We start from the raw sequence: 19,020 nt of genomic DNA, 5'->3' as shown, positions 1-19,020 counted from the left end.
GCACGCGTTTCTTTTCCTTGTTTATTAGTATGTTGATAGCTAATTGATAGTTCGGTTTTAGCGTTTGTTGCGGGTTTTTGTTCCCAGTACTCCTTAAGTCCCTGCAAATGAAAATAAAATTTGGCATCCTGATGAGCATAAAATTTCAACCAGGGATAACTGTCAGGTTGTTGCAGAAGTGCCTGTAGAAGGCCTCCAGTTACCTCATCAATAATAGCAATAGGCATTTGCAATTGCTGAATTCGTTCAGATAAGCACTCCGACGCTTTTTGGGTTGGTCTAGCGATAATATGGGGGGCAACAATGGGCTCCATGATTTGTTTGACAGTGGCAGCCACATGCTCTTTACAGCGCACTTTACACTCCACATAAGGTGTTTCTAGGCGATAACCTGTCTGGCAATCTATACCTGCCAGGGCATCATCGATTTGTTGAGCAATTTGACTTTCAGCAACACCAAACAAACGCCACTTAAACAACTGCTTATCACTATGTTCTGTCTGTTGTAATAGGGGAAGGATGTAATTGTTAAACATGGGTAGGCATTCGCGCGGAGGTCCAGGAAGAAGAACAAATAGTTTGTTTTGCCAACCATAATAGCAACCCATGGCGGTACCATTAGGATTGGCTAGAATAGTCGCCTCGGCTGGAAAAAGAGCCTGCTGTCTATTCCCAGGGCTTAATTCAATATTCCCGATTTTTATGCGTGACCGGATATGTTCAATGGCGGCTGGAAATTCTATCAAGGGTGCCTTAATAACCCCCCCAAGGGCAAAGCGTGTTCGGTCATCTGAAGTAGGACCCAGACCTCCAGTAATAATAATAATGTCGTGATTTGTTGCCAAAAAACGAATACAAGCCTGGATTTCTTCTTCCTTATCACTGCAGGCTAGTTGCAAACCTAAGGACAGGCCTTCAGAGCTTAAGGCATGAGCAATGTTGTAACTATTCGTGTTTAAAGTATCGCCATGAATAATTTCATCGCCTGTGGCAAGTAGAGCTATAGTCATTGTTTAGTTTCCAGTTCAATAAAGTTTAACGCTACAACATGGGGGCGGTTGGGTAGAAATCGGATACCCCATAGAGCTAAGCTTAAATTATCATCCATCAGATAACGTCCATCGGCAATGGTTAATGGTTGCCAGGTAACGGGAATAAGATAACCATCAGCGAACCAATCGAAAATAGTAAAATCACGTAATTGGCTTGATGAGTGTTTGACATAATCAGGTAAGTCTGCAGGGAAAAAGAGGGGATAATGTGCGCTGTAAATAACCTGACTCTCTTTGTTTAAGGGAGTAGCGATATCCATGATGAGAAGATGTTTATGCAGTCGTGCGATTCCACGCCAGGCCGTCGAACTTGCTACTTTGGGATATACACGTAATTTACTGACTTTGTTCGGCTGGTTTTTTAGATAAATTTGAGCAGCCTGAAGAGCGCGGTGGTGTTGTACAAAATTAAAAACAAGACCAAACCAGCTAATGTTAAACCGAGAATGACTCCAACTCGGGTGTCGTGTATTACTGTCCAGGCAACACCCAAAACTAAGGGCACGGTAAAGAAGGGATCAATAATGGAGATAAGATCCCAATAAACCCTACGTTCAGAGAAAGGCCAAAATAGCACCGTGCCATAGTTGGTACAAGCATCCAGTAAACCATGGGTTGCATAGCCAATCAGTGCTGCCACTAAGGTTAACCACCAGCGATTACGAAAACGTTTAAAAGAGCTAAAAAAGCAGCGACAAGCAACCCACCCAGAGGAATAAAAGACAGAGAATGGGTGAAGTGGCGGTGGTAAAGTGCACTAAGCATAGGATCTTGTGGGGAATAAATAAGGATATCAAGATCGGCTGCCATGCCTGCTAAAGCGCCTACTAACCAGGCATTGCGTTTATCGCATTTATGTAGGAGGAGTTGGGCGCAAGAAGCTCCCAGCGCACCTTGCGTAATAGGATCCATCTTATACGCGATGCACAGTAACTTGAGGAAGCGGCGTTTCTATCCCTTCGCGATCAAATTGATGTTTAATCGTTTCTTGCAAGACATTTCTAACAACAGAGACATCGACTGTATTAACCCAAATCATAAATTTGAGTTCTACCGCCGCATTAGCAAAATTATCAATGGTGACATACGGAGCCGGATCTTTTAAAACCAATTCGCAGTTATCTGCGATAGCTAATAGCATTGCTTTTACCTGAGTAATGTTGCAGTCGTAAGCAACACTGATAATTAAATCAATACGTCGTGTTGAGAAGTAACTTAAATTGGTAATTTCAGATTTGATCATGGCTTCATTGGGTATACGAACCAACTTGTTGTCAGGGGTTTTCAGCTTGGTGGATAACAAATCAATTGAATCGACAATACCGTTTATTCCTTTGACTTCGATGGTATCGCCTACCTTAAAAGGACGCTCAAAAAGTAAAAAAATACCACTGACTAAGTTGGATGCAGCGGTTTGTGAGGCGAAACTGATTGCAACGGTAAAAACGCCGGCAGCTCCTAACAAGACACTTAAGTGAAAACCAAGATGTTGGAGGCTGGCCACGAAAAATAGTAAAACCACATAAAAACCGAACGCTTAATGAGCATTGTATGGTGGCGAGAAAAGTGATTAACAAGAGCACGTTCGGCAATAATGCCCAGTCGCTTGGCGACTATATAGCCTACTAAAAACAAACTGATGGCATAACCAATATTGAGTAATTTTTCGGGGTCGAACAGGTTCATTTCTTTCTCCATCACTTGCAGTGGCAATGACGTGTAATCCGCTATTGCAGCAGAATTTTTAGTTAACTATAGAATACCATAATTAATTCTTAGCGAGTAAGGCGAGTTTGATTTTTATGCAATCGACAAAGCGTTTATTGACTACGCTGATGGAGAGAATCTGTGAAGAGCAGTAAATCGTTTCCTTGCGTCCCCAAGGGAGCGAGAGCGTTTCTTGCTAGTTGGAAGTGCTGGGCAATCAGATCAAAAAGCTCTGTTTGACTGTAAAGGCTGGTAAACGTCAGTTTTTGATTGGCAGCGTCTGAAGCTCGGCCTTTACCAAGCAAATCGCCCTTAGCGTAGTAATCAAGATAATCGTCTTGCATTTGAAAGACTAAACCTAGATGGGTTGCGTAACTGCGTAAAGCGTTTGCTGTGCTCACAGAGGGCTCGGAGGCTGCTGCTAATACCATGTTGAAACAGGCCAGAATCAACTTTCCAGTTTTCAGAGAGTGAATTTTACGTAACTGTGATTCGTTAATCGTAGGTTTGCATAACTCGGAGAGATCAAGGCTTTGGCCACTGACCATGCCAGCTGGACCGCTGGCATTTACCAATTCTCGCGTTATTTCAATTGATTGTGCGAGAGGTAAATGCTTTGGTAAGTGAGTAAGCAGGATTTCAATGGCTAGAGCTTGCATACCATCCCCAACTAAAATTGCGGTTGCCTCATCGAATGCTTTATGGCAACTGGGTTTACCTCGTCTCATATCATCATCATCCATAGCAGGTAGATCGTCATGGACCAGGGAATAACAGTGGGTAAGCTCAATTGCTGCAGCAATAATATCCAGAACAGCTGGCGCGATAGCTATTATTTCACCGCATAAATAGGCTAAGGTCGGTCGTAGACGTTTACCGCCTGGAAAAAGGGCATAGAGCATAGCATGTTTGATTCGTTCAGCAGGAATTTCGGCTGACAAAACTAATTGGCGAAGGACCGATTCATGATGAGTCAAATAATGGCTGATATTTTCATTGGTCATCGAACTGTTCGCTATCTTTAAGGTTAGACAGAGTGAGCATCTCAATTTTCTGCTCAGCTTGGCTTAAAACTTCCTGGCATCGGCGCGCAAGTGTGATTCCTTTTTCAAATTGTTTTAGAGAATCTTCAAGCGTTAATTCTCCTTTTTCTAATTGCATGACGATTTCTTCCAGTTCAATCATGGTTTTTTCAAAATGAATAGGTTTTGTCATTGCTGCCAGCCTAGTTTGGCAAATGATGGCAGTATACTGCCTGATCATGAAGTTTCAACAGCTTTTGTGTGAAAAAGGTCCTGGGGATGACAAAATAAATGCCCAAAAGAGAAGGCGCACGTTGTTTAAGTAGGGTACTTGAACCAGGTTGAAATAACTTTGTCTAGGTAAACCATGAATTTCCATAATCCTACTTGAGATTCAATACTGCCATAAGGATCCGCTTTCATTTCCGGGTAGGCGATTCCCAAACCAAATAACCCTGGTCCTATGATGCCCACATGTGGATTATGATGAGTATCTTCATAATCACCAATGACAATATTTTTGCGTTTTTCAAACCCAACAGCATAGATGACTTTGTCGCATTCAGGAAGATAGCGTGCAATGTTAGGTTCACTGGTGTTGTATCGCACAAGATTGGGAGGTAAAACACCATCGATATTCTGCCTGGCCCAGGTGGCTGTTTGTCCCTTAAGCCCGGTATTATCAAATAAGATCCAATCACCCATATCGATCGCATAACGACAAGGAGAACGGTAAAAGTTAATAATTTTTTCACTCCTAACTCAACCAGATAGCGCACGATGATGATTGCTGAGTGAGAAGAACCAAATACAGCATAAGTTTCGTTAGTGTTGACGGTCGCAGCCAATCGATCTTTATCAATGGCTATATCGAAAGGGATAACATCCACACCAGGGTAATTCAGGCTTGAGGGTACCGCACCAGTAGCTAGAATTACATTTTTTGCTTTGAAGATTTGGGTGTCAGTATTCAGGGACCACGTGCGCTCGGACAAGGCCATACTATGTACTGTTGTTTGTTGGGCAACGACTTTTGGTGTTAAATGGTCTGAAACCCATTGTAATGGCTTAACAACCTCGAGTAAGGTGCAAGTATTTTCCGGTTCTATGCGATTAAGCTGGAAATCAATGGTAGCGTGTTTATAGTTAAATGAATCAACTGCGTGTAAAAAATCAACAAAGCGTTTTACAGTCGTGTTACTGGAGACATGGCGCCATAATTGGCCTAGATCACCTACCTTGAAATGCGGATCAAGCCATAAAATATGCTGTGGATGAATACCGTTATCCAGTAATTTTCCTACGGCAGCGATTCCTGCAGGTCCTGCCCCAACGACTGCCCAATGGAAAGGTTTTTTGTTAAGTTGATTCAAAGTATTCTTCTTCAGTTTAAATGAACTAATTTTAGTGGCAGAGCCTTTTTGAAACAAGAACATGGCTTGATAAAAAATAATTTTCTTACCTGTGGCAAATTTAATTGCATGATTTTAGGTATTCATGCAGGATTAGTGGCTAAAAAATAGTCCCTGGGATAGTGAGTGAATAGATGAAAACTAAGACCCGATATGTTTGCAATCAATGTGCAGCAGTTTTTTCTCAGTGGGCTGGCCAATGCACGCAATGTGCTGCCTGGAATTCCGTGAGTGAAGAAGGAATTACTTCTTCAGGACGTAATACTCGAATGGGGCATTATGCTAATCAGCGTTCGGCAGTGACTTCTGTTGAAGAGGTTGTGCTTGATGTAGAGGTGCGTATGGATTGCGGTTTGTCGGAATTAAATCGGGTGTTAGGTGGTGGTCTGGTGGACGGCTCGGTGGTATTGATAGGTGGTGATCCCGGTATAGGTAAATCAACTTTATTACTACAAACGTTAGCAAATTTATCCCAAACGCAGAAAGTCCTTTATGTCACCGGTGAAGAATCTTTGCAACAAGTAGCGATGCGAGCTAAGCGCCTACAATTACCTCTGGCGAATTTACGTTTGTTAGCAGAGACACAGGTAGAGATTATCCTCAGTCATGTACAGCAGGAAAAACCGCGTGTTGTCGTGATTGATTCTGTACAAACCATTTTTACCGACACGTTAAGTTCTGCACCAGGTGGTGTAGGTCAGGTCAGGGAATCAGCAGCGCAATTAGTCCGTTTTGCCAAAATGACTCAGACTGCTGTGTTTATTGTGGGGCATGTAACAAAAGAAGGCGCTTTGGCAGGTCCTAGAGTATTAGAGCATATGGTTGACAGCGTCTTGTATTTCGAAGGTCAGAGTGATAGTCGTTTTCGAGTAATTCGTGCTATCAAAAACCGTTTTGGTGCAGTGAATGAATTAGGTGTTTTTGCAATGACTGATCGTGGTTTGAAAGAGGTGGCTAATCCTTCAGCCATTTTTTGTCCCGTCAGCCAGAAGCAACGCCTGGGAGTGCTGTTATGGTAACCTGGGAGGGCTCACGGCCAATGTTGGTTGAAGTACAGGCTTTGGTTGATGAGGCTCATGGCCAGCAAGCCAAGCGAGTCACGGCAGGCCTTGAGCATAATCGCCTGGCTATTTTATTGGCGGTATTGCATCGTCATGGAGGGGTTGCTACTTTCGATCAAGATGTGTTTATCAATGTAGTTGGCGGTGTCAAAGTCACAGAAACAGGCAGCGATTTGGCTTTATTGGCTGCTGTAGTTTCCAGCCTCCGTAATCGGGTTTTTGATCGTGAAACCATTATTTTTGGAGAAATAGGTCTAGCAGGAGAAATAAGACCTGTGCAAAGTGGTCAGGAACGTTTGCGTGAAGCAGCTAAGCATGGCTTTAAGCGGGCTATCGTGCCGTTTGCTAATGCTCCCAAACAAAGCGCTTTGCCGATGGAGGTGATTGCTGTGAAGCATTTACAGGAGGTATTAGCACAGCTCTAGATTTGCTAATCAACGTTCTTGTTATTCAGCTATTTTACACTGTGAAAAGTGCACGGTAGTTTTCTTCTGTAATTTCCGATTTTTCGATACCTTGAGTTAACCCGAGAATCACTGCATGACGTTCTACATTAAATGACTCTGTGTAAGGGGCAGAAAGAGGTTAAAGGCTTGGGCGAACATTAATTGAAAAAGCAGAATCTTTTACTAAATTGCGGCCAATTCAAAGGAGCCGTCCTTGACGATTTCTTTGAATTGGCCGCAATTTTAATCACACCCAAAGGTAGCGCGGAGGCGCTACCTTTTGAGATCACCAAATAACACAACGATTCTGGTTAATCATTGGACTTGGCTCCGAAATGGCAAAAGCAGCCTGAAATTGTGGCATATTGGCTAAAGTTCCATTAACACGATAAATCATGGGTGGATGTGGATCGGTTGTGACCATATTACGTAGCTGTTGAGGGCGGACGTTAGAAGCCCAAACGTGTGCTGTGCCTAAAAAGAATTGTTGATCGGGCGTAAATCCATTGATGGTTTTAGCGTTTTTATACTCTTTAGAAGCATGAAAGGCATGATAAGCCAGCGTGAGGCCACCGAGATCAGCAGTTGCTTCACCCATTACCAATTTGCCTTGTACTGGTAAATCACCATTTACCTTATATTGTGAAAATTGCTTCATAATACAATTGGTTGCTGCCTGAAATTTCTTTAAATCTTCTGCTGTCCACCAATTTTTTAAATTACCGTGACCATCAAATTGAGCACCTTGATCATCAAAACCGTGTGTTATCTCGTGGCCAATGACAAAGCCAATTGCACCATAATTGACAGCAGCCGGTGCTTTAGGATCAAAGAAAGGTGGTTGCAAAATACCTGCTGGAATATTGATATTATTCATGGAGGGATCATAGTAAGCATTAATGGTTTGTGGTGTCATACCCCATTCGCTTCTATCAATCGGTTTGCCAATTTTGTTGAGATCACGCTTGATCAAAAACTCATTAGCACGACTTACATTGAGCACATAGGGGCCGCGATCAATCTTTAAGGTCGAGTAATCCCACCATTTACTCGGGTAACCAACACGCTCTTCAATCATCGCTAATTTTTGCAAGGCGGCTTTACGTGTCGCGGGAGTCATCCAGCTAAGTGTGGTCAGATCTTTGCGCAATGCCTGACGGATATTATGTAAAATTTCCAATACCTCCTTTTTGGAGTCAGGAGAGAAATATTCTTCTACATACAATTTACCAATAGCGAATCCTAGCGCCTCATTTTCTGTATTGACCACTCGTCGCCAGCGTGGCAGTAATTTTTCAGTGCCTGTTAAAGCAGAAACCATACGAAAATTCTGTTCAACAAAGGGTTGCGATAAATAGGAAGCGAAGGTATCGATTAAATGCCAACGTAAATAAATTTTCCAATCATCGAGAGAAACACTGGGTAACAGTTCATTTACCTTAGTAAAAAATTCAGGCATTGCTAAATTAATGCGTTTTATGTCTGGTTGACCGATGGTGTTAAAATAACGTGGCCATGAAAAATTGGGGGTAATCTTATCGAGTTGTTTCATATCCATCATATGATAGATAGCGTGCGGATCGCGCTGTGCTGTTTGTGACATCGATGCTTTAGCCAAGGTTGTTTCAATAGTCATTACAGTCTTGGCTGCAGCGGCGGCTTGTGTGGGTGTATCACCTAATAATTCAAACATTTTAGCGATGTGCTGCACATAGGCACTGCGAATTTGCTGAAATTTTTATCGTCTTTTAAATAGTAGTCGCGATCAGGTAAGCCCAAGCCGCCTTGCACGGCAGCCCCGATCATTTCGCTACTATTTTTAAAGTCTTGCATACTGCCAAAACCAAACAGGGCATTGACACCAATCAGTTGCAGATGAGTAATGACCGTTTGTAAATCAGTCAAATTTTTTATGGAATCAATACGGGCAAATTCGGTGTTTAAAGGCATGGCACCCAATTTATTAATACTCGCTTCATCCATACCACTGAAATAAAAATCACCAACTTTTTGTTCAATACTGCCGGGCTTTGCTTGTTTGTTGTCGGCTGCTTGAATCAGCATTTGATGAATCGTTTTTGATTTTTCTCTTGCAGGATATAAAATGTACCCCAGCTGGCATATTCAGGAGGAATGGGATTTTGTTTTTGCCAGGTGCCATTCGCATAAGTAAAGAAATCTTGATTGGGTGTAATACTCGTATCAAGCCAGTTTAAATGAAGTGCTTTGGCGTCATCATTTGTAGTAGCAACTGGCTCAGCGGCTAAAACGGGTAAGCAGAACATCAGGGTAAAAATTCCATGCATTAATCGCATACAAAACTCCTATGAGGTTTAAGTAGCTTCGTCAAAGCTCTATAATACAGTAATTAGAATACATCTATTAATTTTAGTAGTATTTACAACGCCCCACTTGTCAATCTATTTTTGCTATACTGATAAGGCGAATAACTAGGTTGTAAGGATACCTAGTTTACTATAAAGAGCGTAAAGGGAAAAACTATGGATAAATTCCGCCTCTTTGTTTTCTTATTAGCCTTACCTTTTCTTTTTATCTCTCTTGCGAATGCTGATAATAGTGATCAACGAGTCTGTAGCTGGGCTGAGAAAATACTTATGGAAACATTGTCAGTCAGCTATAATGATCCCCCCGATGATACGTCAGTTCAGCACTATTACATGCCTAGTGCCTGGTGGCCCATGGTAGAGTTTTTTAATGATAAGCTGGATTTGATATATCAACAAAAACTGATTTTGCATCCACAATTACAATCGCCTGCTACGGTGGTATCGCAGGGTAATTGTGCTGGCGTAGCATGCTGGCGAGTCAATCTTGCTTTTTATATTCCCGAGTTGCATCAAGATATTAAGTTTTCTTTATTGATTTTGCCTACTTCTAAAGGTAATTCTCCGTTTATTATTCAAAGTTTGGATATGGTTCTTAATTACTATTAACCAGGTCTATTTCAAAGAGTTGACTAAGGGTGCGTTGGCATCCTCACGATCGAGAGTAAGGATTTCCTCTAAATAGCGCCGTAAGACATTTGCTTCTGTTGTAAACCCCAAGAGCTGTTCTTTGTTATCAAGGACAATCAATTCATTCATAACATTTTCTTTATTGGATTCAATATATTGCGCTAGAGAGTCAGTGGCGTGAACACAGAATCTTGGTTTTTCAATAAGCTTATCCAGTGGTAGTGGTGGATTGGTTACCGCAGAGGCAAGTAAATGTTGGGCGCGAATAAAACCAATAAAACGCTCTTGCTCTTCGACTGCAAGGATTTCATTGTTTGTTTTGAGGAGTGGTAGTAATTCACGCACTGAATGATTCAGGGGTACACGTGGTGGATCAGTAAGCGTTAAATCAGCAAATGTTAAACTTCGCAAACGACCGATATCACGTGGGCTGGATAAATCATTACCACGCACATGGAAACGCCAAGTTGAGAATGAGTAACCGAACCAGTAGCGAGTTAGATAATTGGCAATAACAACGGTAATGGCAGTGGTAACTACTCCAACTTGTAGACCGGCTGTTTCCAGCGTTAGCAAGACAATGGCTATAGGAGTACCAATAATCGAAGTAGCGACCCCTGCCATACCAGCAATAACTGCCAGATCAAGGGGAGCCTGAGAGCCTAAAAAAGGAACAATGAGAAGACTATGAATAAGAGAGCCTAGTGCTGCTCCCATAAATAGGGAGGTAGAAAATAGACCGCCACGAAATCCTGAGCCAACACAGGCGACTGAAGCAGCTATTTTTGCCAGTAAAAGAGCCAACGTTGAGCCAATTAAATCGTGGCCGGCAAGAATTTGCTCGATACTATGATGACCAGGGCCCATGACTTGGGGGATATATAGCGAAATAGAGGCTAAGATGAAGCCGCCAATGACAGGTTTTAAGGCGGCAGGTATCTTAACCAATTTAAGTAAATTTTCAAACGCAGTTGTTCCCCGCATTACTGCAATACCGACAATTGCAGCAGCAAGTCCCGTGACTAAAGCCAGCGGAAAATGCCAGAGTGCTGGTATGCCTAAATTAGAAGCAAGGAAAATAGGCTGATAGCTAATAAGAACATAAATGGAATGACTACTCATCGCACTGGCCAGGAGTGTTGGCAGCAAGGCGCGCATACCATAACCACCAATAACTAATTCTAGCGCGTAGAAAGCGCCTGCTAAGGGTGCGCCAAAAATGGCAGCAATGCCAGCACCTGTACCGCAGGAAACCAATATTCTTAAATCACTGCGTGGGAGTTTTAAACGTTGTCCGATAGCACTTAATGTACCTGCACCAAGTTGAGTCATGGCTGCTTCAAAGCCCACCGAGCCGCCAATCGTAATAGAGACAGCTGATAATCCGACGAGAATTAAGCTGTCAATGAAGGACATTTTTCCACCTTCAAGTGCATTGGCCTCTACAGGGTCAACGATGGCAAGGCGGTTAAAATGGCCAGCAAGAACGAGGAGCAAGCCAAGTAATAAACTGCCTAGCAAAATGATGGTCATGAGTCGCCAGGGAGCAACATGTGCCGCGTTATAAAGATTAACATCCGCACCAAACAACATGGTTTGCATCAAGCCGATACCAAGGCGGATTCCTGCTACAGCCGTACCAATTGCTGCACCACCCAAAGTAGCAAGTAAAATTATTTTGCCATTGGGAACCTCTCGCCCGGGAGCAATTTTGTCGGCTGTGCTAAGCATTGGGGTTGAAAAAGAGGTCATGGCAGATCAATTGATAATCGGTAAAAAGATTGTTGAATAACTTGGTAAAGAAAATCAATATAAACAAAGAGTAATTTCAAAATTTGCTATCCTTGGCATTAAGCGGCGTTCGTTGAAATTGAAGCGTGTTTTTACCAAAGAGTACCTTGACTGAGGTTTGTTCTTCAATCTTAAGAATTTGTTTTGTTTATTATGAATACGTTGCTTTGTTAAAAAATATTGTTGACAGCATATATTTTAATCTGGTAGTTTAAAAAAATGAACAGGGGTACTTATATGATGTCAAAGCACCAGCAAAATGCACAAGCGATACAGATGAACTCTGTAGAGAGTGCTTTTGTTCCTGCTCATCAAGTTTTGAATCTCCACTCTAACCTTCTACTTAGCCTTAGTCGCCTTTCTTAGCGGCCATGCTTTGTTTTGCAACGCTAAGTCAGGCTCTCCAGAACTGCAAAACAAAACATCCTTAAAGAAATCGAGGTTAAAAGAGAAGAAGGTTATGACAATTCAACAAACCAATCACTGTTATAAAATTAATTATTTTATGTATGGCTGCAAAGCTGGTTTATTTACATCTATTTTATCTACTTCAGTACTTCTTCTTAGCCGACTCCTTTGCCTTGATTTCGGGCGACTTAGGTAACGGCTTATCCAAGATTGGCCTAATACCAAGGGCGCCTACAGAGGCGCCTTTTTTTATCTTAAGAGGTATAAAAAATGGAACAGAAAAAGACTGAGCAAATTATAATTTTTGATACAAGCTTACGAGATGGTGAGCAAGCCCCTGGTGCGACAATGACTTTAGCTGAAAAAATCAATATTGCTGAAGCCTTGGATAATATGGGAGTGGATGTCATAGAAGCGGGGTTTGCTATCGCTTCGCCAGGGGATTTCAATTGCATTGAAACCATTTGCAAGCAAGTAAAAAACGCTTCTGTCTGCAGTTTGGCTCGCGCAAAAAAACGGATATAGAGACTGCACATGCTGCCTTGAGGTCAGCGTTCAACCCTAGAATTCATACCTTTATTTCGACCAGCGCGATTCACATGCAGTATCAATTAAAAATGACTCAAGAAGAGGTACTGCAAGCGATTTATGAGTCTGTGCATTATGCCAGAACGTTGTGTGCCAATGTCGAGTGGTCAGCGATGGATGCTACTCGTAGTGAAGTTGATTTTCTCGCGCGTGCTGTGGAAACAGCGATTAGGGCAGGGGCAACCACGATTAATATTCCTGATACAGTAGGATATGCTATTCCGAGTGAATATGCGGCGCTGATTCGAACCATAAGAGAGAGGGTTCCGAATAGCGATAAAGCAATTATTTCGGTGCACTGTCATAACGATCTTGGATTAGCAGTTGCTAATTCGCTGGCAGCAATTTCGGCCGGTGCCAGGCAAGTAGAATGTACCGTCAATGGTATTGGTGAGCGTGCTGGTAATGCGGCGCTGGAAGAGATTGTGATGGCTATCAAAACCCGCCGCGATCAATTCAACTACACGACTCAAGTTAATCCCAAGCATATTGCTGCCGTTTCGAAACTGGTTTCGGCGGCAACGGGTTTTGCGATCCAAAAAATAAAGCGATTGTCGGAGCCAATGCTTTCGCTCATGAGTCCGGAATTCATCAGGATGGGATGCTGAAAGCCCGTGAAACCTATGAAATTATCAGTCCTGAATCAGTTGGTTTTAGTGAATCAGAGCTGGTATTAGGCAAACACTCAGGTCGTGCGGCCTTGCGGGATAAATTAAAGACGTTGGGTATTGAGTTAAACGATACTCATTTTACTCGCGTATTTGACTGTTTTAAGCGCTTAGGTGATACCAAGAAGCAGATCTGTGATGACGATATTATTGCTTTAGTTAGTGATAAAGCATCTCAGATCATCGCGTTAAATGAAGCTAAACCGCAAGTTATTTGGCTGAATGGGGAGTTTGTGCCTTGGGATGAGGCTAAAACCCATGTTTTAACACATGGTTTGCATTATGCGAGTTCTGTTTTCGAAGGAGAGCGGGCATATGAAGGTAAGGTGTTTAAATTAACTGAGCATAATAAGCGTTTGCATGAGTCAGCCACTATTTTAGGATTCAAAATTCCTTATTCAGTCAGCGAATTGAATGCTGTTACCCGTGAATTGCTCAAAAGAAACCAATTAAAGAATGCCTACATACGGCCAATTGCTTGGTGTGGGACCGAAACCTTAAGCGTTGCCTCACAAACTTGCTCGGTGCAAGTGGCTATTGCTGCTTGGGAGTGGCGTTCTTATTTCGCAGCAGAGGATTTATTTAACAAAGGATTAAAGCTGATGTGGGCAGATTGGGTAAGGCCATCACCTTCGATGGCACCAGTCAAAGCAAAGGCTGCTGGATTATATATGATTGGTTCTTTGAGTAAAAACAAGGCTGAGCGCGCAGGTTTTCACGATGCATTGATGTTGGATTATCGTGGCTATGTCGCAGAATGCACAGGGGCTAATTTTTTCATGGTGAAAGATGGTGTTATTTACACACCGATTGCAGATTGTTTCTTAAATGGAATTACTCGTCAAATCATCATAAAACTGGCTCGAAAACATCATATTCCCGTGATTGAGCGCCATATTTATCCGCATGAAATTGCCCAGGCAGATGAAATCTTTATTACAGGTAGTGCAGTGGAAGTAGCGCCTGTGGGGCAAATTGGTAATCACCGTTTTGCCATAGGAAATATGAGTAAAACGATCGCGGCAGCATACAACAAATTAGTGAGGGGACATGAGTATGAAAACATTATACGACAAGATTCTGGCGCAGCATAAGATTTGTGGCATGAAGGATGGTACTTCGCTGATTTATATCGATAAACATTTAATTCATGAGGTAACTAGTCCACAAGCTTTTGAGGGAATAGAACTGGCTGGCAGGAAGATTCGCCGTCCAGATAGTATCTTAGCGGTCAGCGATCATAATGTGCCCACGAGTAATCGCCGTTTAGGCATTGCGGATCCAGAGTCGCGCGCACAAGTGGCTACCTTACAAGAGAATTGCCTCAAACACGGCATTTCTTACATTGAACTGTTGGATAAAAGACAGGGAATTGTTCACATTGTTGGGCCGGAGCAGGGATTTACTTTGCCGGGTACAACTATTGTCTGCGGTGATAGCCATACTGCAACCCATGGAGCCTTTGGTGCCTTAGCTTTTGGTATCGGCACCAGTGAAGTAGAGCATGTTTTTGCTACTCAAACACTTCAATTGAAAAAGGCAAAGAATTTTTGCATTGCCATAGAGGGTCATTTGCCTGAGGGGGTCACTGCAAAAGATCTCATTTTAACGGTCATTGCTAAAATTGGTACAGCAGGTGCGACAGGTTATGTGATTGAGTACACAGGAGATGTCATTAAATCATTATCCATGGAAGCTAGAATGACAATCTGTAATATGTCTATTGAGGCAGGTGCACGGGCGGGTTTAATTGCACCTGATGAAGTGACTTTTGAGTATTTGCAAGGAAAACCTTATGCCCCGAAAGGAGACCTGTGGGATAGAGCGGTCAACTATTGGAAATCACTCTATTCTGATCCTGGTGCTCATTATGACAAGCAAATGACGATACAGGCTGATGAACTTGTTCCTTATGTTACCTGGGGAACAAGTCCTGAAAATGCTCTGCCTATTGATGCTTTAGTCCCTGATCCGGCGGCTGAAAAAGATCCTCTTCGTCAGCAGAGCATGTTACGGTCTTTGCAATATATGGGTTTGCAACCAGGCATGCGGCTGCAAGACATTGCTATCGACAAAGTATTCATTGGCTCTTGTACGAATGCTCGTATTGAAGATTTACGCGAAGCAGCCAACGTCTTGGAAGGACGTAAAATAGCATCCCGTGTTTCGGCAATGGTAGTTCCCGGTTCTGGGTTGGTCAAAGCTCAAGCAGAAGCAGAAGGGTTAGACAAAATTTTTATTGCTAGTGGGTTTGATTGGCGAGAACCAGGTTGTTCAATGTGTCTAGCGATGAATGCAGATAAATTAAATCCGGGTGAGCGCTGTGCGTCGACTTCAAATCGCAATTTTGAAGGACGGCAGGGGCGTGGGGGGACGTAGCCATTTGATGAGTCCAGCAATGGCTGCGGCAGCGGCGATTACAGGTTATTTGACGGATGTCAGAACACTGAATAATGAGAGGTAAACATGCGAGCTTTTAAAAAAATTACTAGTATTGCGGCTCATTTGCCAATTGCTAATATTGATACCGATATGATTATTCCCAAGCAATATCTTAAAACGATAAAAAGAACGGGCTTGGGGAAATGCCTCTTTGCCGAACTACGATATGATGAAGCGGATCAATTAAAGGCTGATTTTGTTTTGAATAAACCCGCGTATCAACGTGCTGGTATTTTATTGACAGAAAAGAATTTTGGTTGTGGTTCAAGTCGTGAGCATGCGGTGTGGTCGCTGCTTGATTTTGGGATTCAAGTAATTATCGCACCTAGTTTTGCTGATATTTTTTATGATAATTGTTTCAAAAATGGCTTATTACCAATTCAATTATCGTCGGAAACGATTCAGTCTTTGGTAATTAGAAAGGATAAATTGATTACTGTTGATTTAGAAAGTCAATGGATACAAGTTGATTCATTACAAATCTTATTTTCTATCGACAGTTATCGACGCGATCAACTTTTACAAGGGCTTGATGAAATTAACCGAACCTTAGTTTACGAGCCGAAAATTACCGCTTTCGAACAAAATCAAAAGAGAAGACAGCCCTGGTTATATGTTGGAGAAAAAAATGACTAAAACGATTTTGATCTTACCTGGTGATGGAATTGGACCTGAAGTAACAGTGGAAGCAAGCAAAATTTTTCGCTTGGTTTAATCAACATGCTGGACATCGCTTTGAGTTAATTCATGATTTAATTGGAGGGGCGGCTATTGAACAAAGTGGTACTCCGCTGCAAGAAAATACAATTACTTTGGCAAAGCAAGTGGATTCTGTCTTACTTGGGGCTGTAGGTGGGTCTCAATGGGATGTTGTCGAGGAAGCGAATAAGCCTGAAAAAGGCTTGCTGAGAATTCGACAAGAATTAGGATTGTTTGCTAATCTGCGTCCAGCAACATTTTTTACCGCATTGGTTGATGCTTCTCCACTAAAACCTGAGTTGATAACCGATCTGGATTTAATGATCGTGCGTGAATTAACAGGCGATGTTTATTTCGGGCAACCGCGCGGTATGACTAGAGAAGGAGAAGAACAGGTTGCTATTAACACGATGTGTTATTCCACGACGGAAATTGCTCGCATTGCCAGAGTTGCTTTTGATTTGGCAAGGCAGCGCGATAAAAAAGTTTGTTCAGTGGATAAGGCAAATGTTTTGGAAACCTCTGCTTTATGGCGTCAAACTGTTCAGTCGATTCGTGACCAGGAGTATCCAGATATCCTTTTGTCGCATATGTATGTTGATAATGCTGCCATGCAGCTTATTCGTAATCCTAACCAATTTGATGTCGTATTAACTGCTAATTTGTTTGGTGATATTTTATCGGATGAAGCATCCATGTTAACGGGTTCTCTCGGGATGCTGCCCTCTGCTTCATTGGGGAATAAGCATTCTCTCTATGAGCCTATTCACGGGAGTGCGCCCGATATTGCAGGTTGCAGTATGGCCAATCCCTTAGGGGCAATGCTGAGTGTTGCGATGATGTTTCACCATACTTTCAAGCTAAAAAAGAGGCTGAAATGATTGAAATGGCAATAACAGACGTACTGGATCGAGGATACCGTACCAGGGATATTATGACGCCGGGGGTAGATTACTATCCACGACAGAGATGGGTGATCAAGTAATTGCAAAGTTAGGGAAAATTGCTCAGGGTTAAAAATACCTTCCATCTTGCTTGGCGATTATGGCTTGGTTTTCTGTGTTCTGCAGCAATGCCCGAACTTCAAGCCATAATTACTCAAGCTAGCGAAATGTTAGTCCTAATGTTGCTCAAAATAATCAGGGGGTACCCCATAAATCGAGCAGGCTAGGGTTTTTTGTGATTTTTTCCCACTCAGGGTTATCAAGTACCGCAAGAGCATTTTTGTACCCTGTTTCCATACGAAAGTTAATGGCGGAACGTATAAAATTATAGTCTTTAAAAGAATGAGCATAAGGGGTGCCACTATAAATAATGTGCACGACACTGAACCGTTTCTCATGACCAAGTGCCAATATCTTTCGTACTTCGGGATCTTTTTGCGCCTCAGGGGTTAGTTTGCTACTTAAAAACTGGATAGCTGCCTGTAAATTTTGGCGACTGGTATAAACATTGGTGAGGCGGCGTGAATGGCTGGCATAACGAATATCTTTTTGTCGCTCTTCAAGTTGATCCATGGTTTGCGGCAATGGTCCTTTTAAAGAGAAACAATCCACAACAAAGCACAGCGTATCTTGTTCTGGTAGGGCATCAAGTACGGTCACTAAGGGAGTATTAGCATAAAGACCTCCATCCCAATAATAGTCTTCGCCGATTTTAATGGCTGGAAAACCAGGAGGTAAGGCGCCACTTGCCATAACATGTTCAGGGGTGATGGTGATCATTTCATTATTGAAAAATATCATTTCACCGGAAGTAATATTGACTGCTCCAAGACATAAGGTCACTTTTTTATCATTGATTCGATCAAAATCAATCAGATTTTCTAAGGTATGGTACAGTTCGCTTGTATCATAAAAACTTAGTTGATCGGGAGTATCATGCGTAAGGGCCGTGGGCGGAATAAACCGTGGTTTAAAAAAGCCATCCAGACCAAAAAACAGTGAACGTAAAGCACCAAAACGATTATGCAAATGATGGGTTATCTCAAAGGTATCAAAATCGATGAACTGATCGCTCAAAAATTTCGGGGTGATCATATCCCAAAATTCCATTAGTTTTTCGATTTGTTTTTCACGTGGATTACCGGCAATAATGGCGCTATTGATTGCCCCAATAGATACACCAGCTAGAAAATTAGGTGCATATCCGCGCTCATGGATGGCTCGAAAGGCGCCTACCTGATAAGCTCCTAGAGCACCGCCTCCTTGAAATACACAGGCAATACGGTCATAAGTCTGTTTTGCCATCGTGGTTGTTTTTTCTGGTCTGTTGATTAAGCCAAGCGCGCGTTTGTGAGGTTTCTTAGTATTGGCTTCTTTTGCCGTCATGGATATTCTCCAAAAATCCCTATATGAAAGAAGTATATACCTGCTAATAATAATTTTGTAATTGCGAACTGAAAAACTGGTTAAAAAAGGACGATTTGATAAGTTATCAAAGCTTGCATGAGAGATTGCAGGGGTAAGCCCCGAATCGTGCTGTCACTACCTTGCACATCCTGAAAGAGCCATTTTCCTCTTCCTTCGTAATGATAGGCACCACAGCTTTGATAGGGTTGCTCTAATTTTAAATAAGATTCGATGGTTTTAGTATTGAGTTCCCGCATAGTGAGAGTTGCAGTTTCATAGCCTTGCCAAACAATATCACCGGCTTTAACAAGGCAACAGGCGGAGATTTGTTGATGGAGTTTTCCACTCAATAAATGAAGGTGTGTGGCTGCAGTAGCATGATTCATTGGTTTATCAAG

15 protein-coding genes and 5 pseudogenes are annotated in these 19,020 nt (G+C 42.3%); 7 read left to right on the top strand and 13 right to left on the bottom strand.

The window, feature by feature from the left end:
• The 9 genes and pseudogenes from BN58_RS19620 to BN58_RS27565 form a co-directional block, all read right to left on the bottom strand.
• On the bottom strand, window positions 1-1,010 hold a 1,010-nt coding region (locus BN58_RS19620), incomplete at its 3' end, for a competence/damage-inducible protein A (RefSeq protein ID WP_019218289.1).
• A complete protein-coding gene (locus BN58_RS35530) occupies window positions 1,007-1,312 on the bottom strand; it encodes a hypothetical protein (RefSeq protein ID WP_019218288.1) in 306 nt (101 codons plus the stop codon). The genes BN58_RS19620 and BN58_RS35530, both read right to left, overlap by 4 nt.
• A 101-nt stretch (window positions 1,313-1,413) precedes the next feature.
• Window positions 1,414-1,692 (bottom strand): metal-dependent hydrolase, encoded by a 279-nt coding sequence (locus tag BN58_RS37310; protein ID WP_019218287.1) that lies wholly within the window; start codon window positions 1,690-1,692, stop codon window positions 1,414-1,416.
• Window positions 1,693-1,697: 5 nt separating this feature from the next.
• Entirely contained in the window at window positions 1,698-1,964 is a 267-nt protein-coding gene (locus tag BN58_RS37305) for a metal-dependent hydrolase (RefSeq protein ID WP_019218286.1), read from the bottom strand.
• Between the two features lies 1 nt (window position 1,965).
• Window positions 1,966-2,517 (bottom strand): mechanosensitive ion channel family protein, encoded by a 552-nt coding sequence (locus tag BN58_RS27570; protein ID WP_019218285.1) that lies wholly within the window; start codon window positions 2,515-2,517, stop codon window positions 1,966-1,968.
• Between the two features lie 5 nt (window positions 2,518-2,522).
• Window positions 2,523-2,738, bottom strand: coding sequence for a hypothetical protein (locus BN58_RS31315; protein WP_019218284.1), 216 nt, complete (start codon window positions 2,736-2,738; stop codon window positions 2,523-2,525).
• 134 nt (window positions 2,739-2,872) lie between these two features.
• A complete protein-coding gene (locus tag BN58_RS19595) occupies window positions 2,873-3,763 on the bottom strand; it encodes a polyprenyl synthetase family protein (RefSeq protein WP_019218283.1) in 891 nt (296 codons plus the stop codon).
• Window positions 3,753-3,974, bottom strand: a complete 222-nt coding sequence (locus BN58_RS19590; protein WP_026069628.1) for an exodeoxyribonuclease VII small subunit — start codon at window positions 3,972-3,974, stop codon at window positions 3,753-3,755. Before BN58_RS19590 ends, BN58_RS19595 begins: the two co-directional genes overlap by 11 nt.
• Before the next feature lie 125 nt (window positions 3,975-4,099).
• A pseudogene (locus tag BN58_RS27565) lies at window positions 4,100-5,217 on the bottom strand (FAD-dependent oxidoreductase).
• Between the two features lie 110 nt (window positions 5,218-5,327).
• On the opposite strand from BN58_RS27565, the pseudogene radA reads away from it, so the two are divergent.
• Window positions 5,328-6,679 (top strand): annotated as a pseudogene (gene radA / locus BN58_RS27560) (DNA repair protein RadA).
• Window positions 6,680-6,986: 307 nt separating this feature from the next.
• Here the strand turns inward: radA and BN58_RS36655 are convergent.
• Window positions 6,987-8,985, bottom strand: a pseudogene (locus tag BN58_RS36655) (M13 family metallopeptidase).
• Between the two features lie 216 nt (window positions 8,986-9,201).
• Between BN58_RS36655 and BN58_RS19560 the strand changes: the two are divergent.
• Complete coding sequence (locus BN58_RS19560; protein ID WP_019218280.1) at window positions 9,202-9,654, top strand: hypothetical protein; 453 nt, start codon at window positions 9,202-9,204, stop codon at window positions 9,652-9,654.
• Between the two features lie 6 nt (window positions 9,655-9,660).
• Here the strand turns inward: BN58_RS19560 and BN58_RS19555 are convergent, their stop codons facing one another.
• A complete protein-coding gene (locus BN58_RS19555) occupies window positions 9,661-11,427 on the bottom strand; it encodes a chloride channel protein (protein WP_083852283.1) in 1,767 nt (588 codons plus the stop codon).
• 717 nt (window positions 11,428-12,144) lie between these two features.
• Between BN58_RS19555 and BN58_RS32070 the strand changes: the two are divergent.
• The 5 genes and pseudogenes from BN58_RS32070 to leuB all read left to right on the top strand — a co-directional run.
• A pseudogene (locus BN58_RS32070) lies at window positions 12,145-13,070 on the top strand (2-isopropylmalate synthase).
• Window positions 13,064-14,224, top strand: a complete 1,161-nt coding sequence (locus tag BN58_RS32065; protein WP_019218277.1) for a branched-chain amino acid aminotransferase — start codon at window positions 13,064-13,066, stop codon at window positions 14,222-14,224. The pseudogene BN58_RS32070 and the gene BN58_RS32065 overlap by 7 nt, the downstream one beginning before the upstream one ends.
• Window positions 14,187-15,509: a 3-isopropylmalate dehydratase large subunit gene (gene leuC, locus BN58_RS27540; RefSeq protein WP_019218276.1), complete on the top strand. Its 1,323-nt coding sequence runs from the start codon at window positions 14,187-14,189 to the stop codon at window positions 15,507-15,509. Before BN58_RS32065 ends, leuC begins: the two co-directional genes overlap by 38 nt.
• An 87-nt stretch (window positions 15,510-15,596) precedes the next feature.
• The gene (leuD, locus tag BN58_RS19535) at window positions 15,597-16,208 is read left to right on the top strand and encodes a 3-isopropylmalate dehydratase small subunit (protein ID WP_019218275.1); all 612 of its coding nucleotides are present in this window, start codon (window positions 15,597-15,599) and stop codon (window positions 16,206-16,208) included.
• 77 nt (window positions 16,209-16,285) lie between these two features.
• Window positions 16,286-17,152 (top strand): annotated as a pseudogene (leuB, locus tag BN58_RS27535) (3-isopropylmalate dehydrogenase); the annotation flags it as partial.
• Window positions 17,153-17,410: 258 nt separating this feature from the next.
• Here leuB and BN58_RS19525 read toward each other — a convergent pair.
• Both BN58_RS19525 and BN58_RS19520 read right to left on the bottom strand, forming a co-directional pair.
• Window positions 17,411-18,601, bottom strand: a complete 1,191-nt coding sequence (locus BN58_RS19525) for a DUF3734 domain-containing protein (protein WP_019218273.1) — start codon at window positions 18,599-18,601, stop codon at window positions 17,411-17,413.
• A gap of 80 nt (window positions 18,602-18,681) precedes the next feature.
• Window positions 18,682-19,020 (bottom strand): Maf family protein (locus tag BN58_RS19520; protein WP_019218272.1); only part of this gene is annotated, 339 nt, incomplete at its 5' end.

Source organism: Legionella tunisiensis, assembly GCF_000308315.1.
GTDB lineage: Bacteria > Pseudomonadota > Gammaproteobacteria > Legionellales > Legionellaceae > Tatlockia > Tatlockia tunisiensis.
This window is presented reverse-complemented; position numbering and strand designations above follow the sequence as displayed.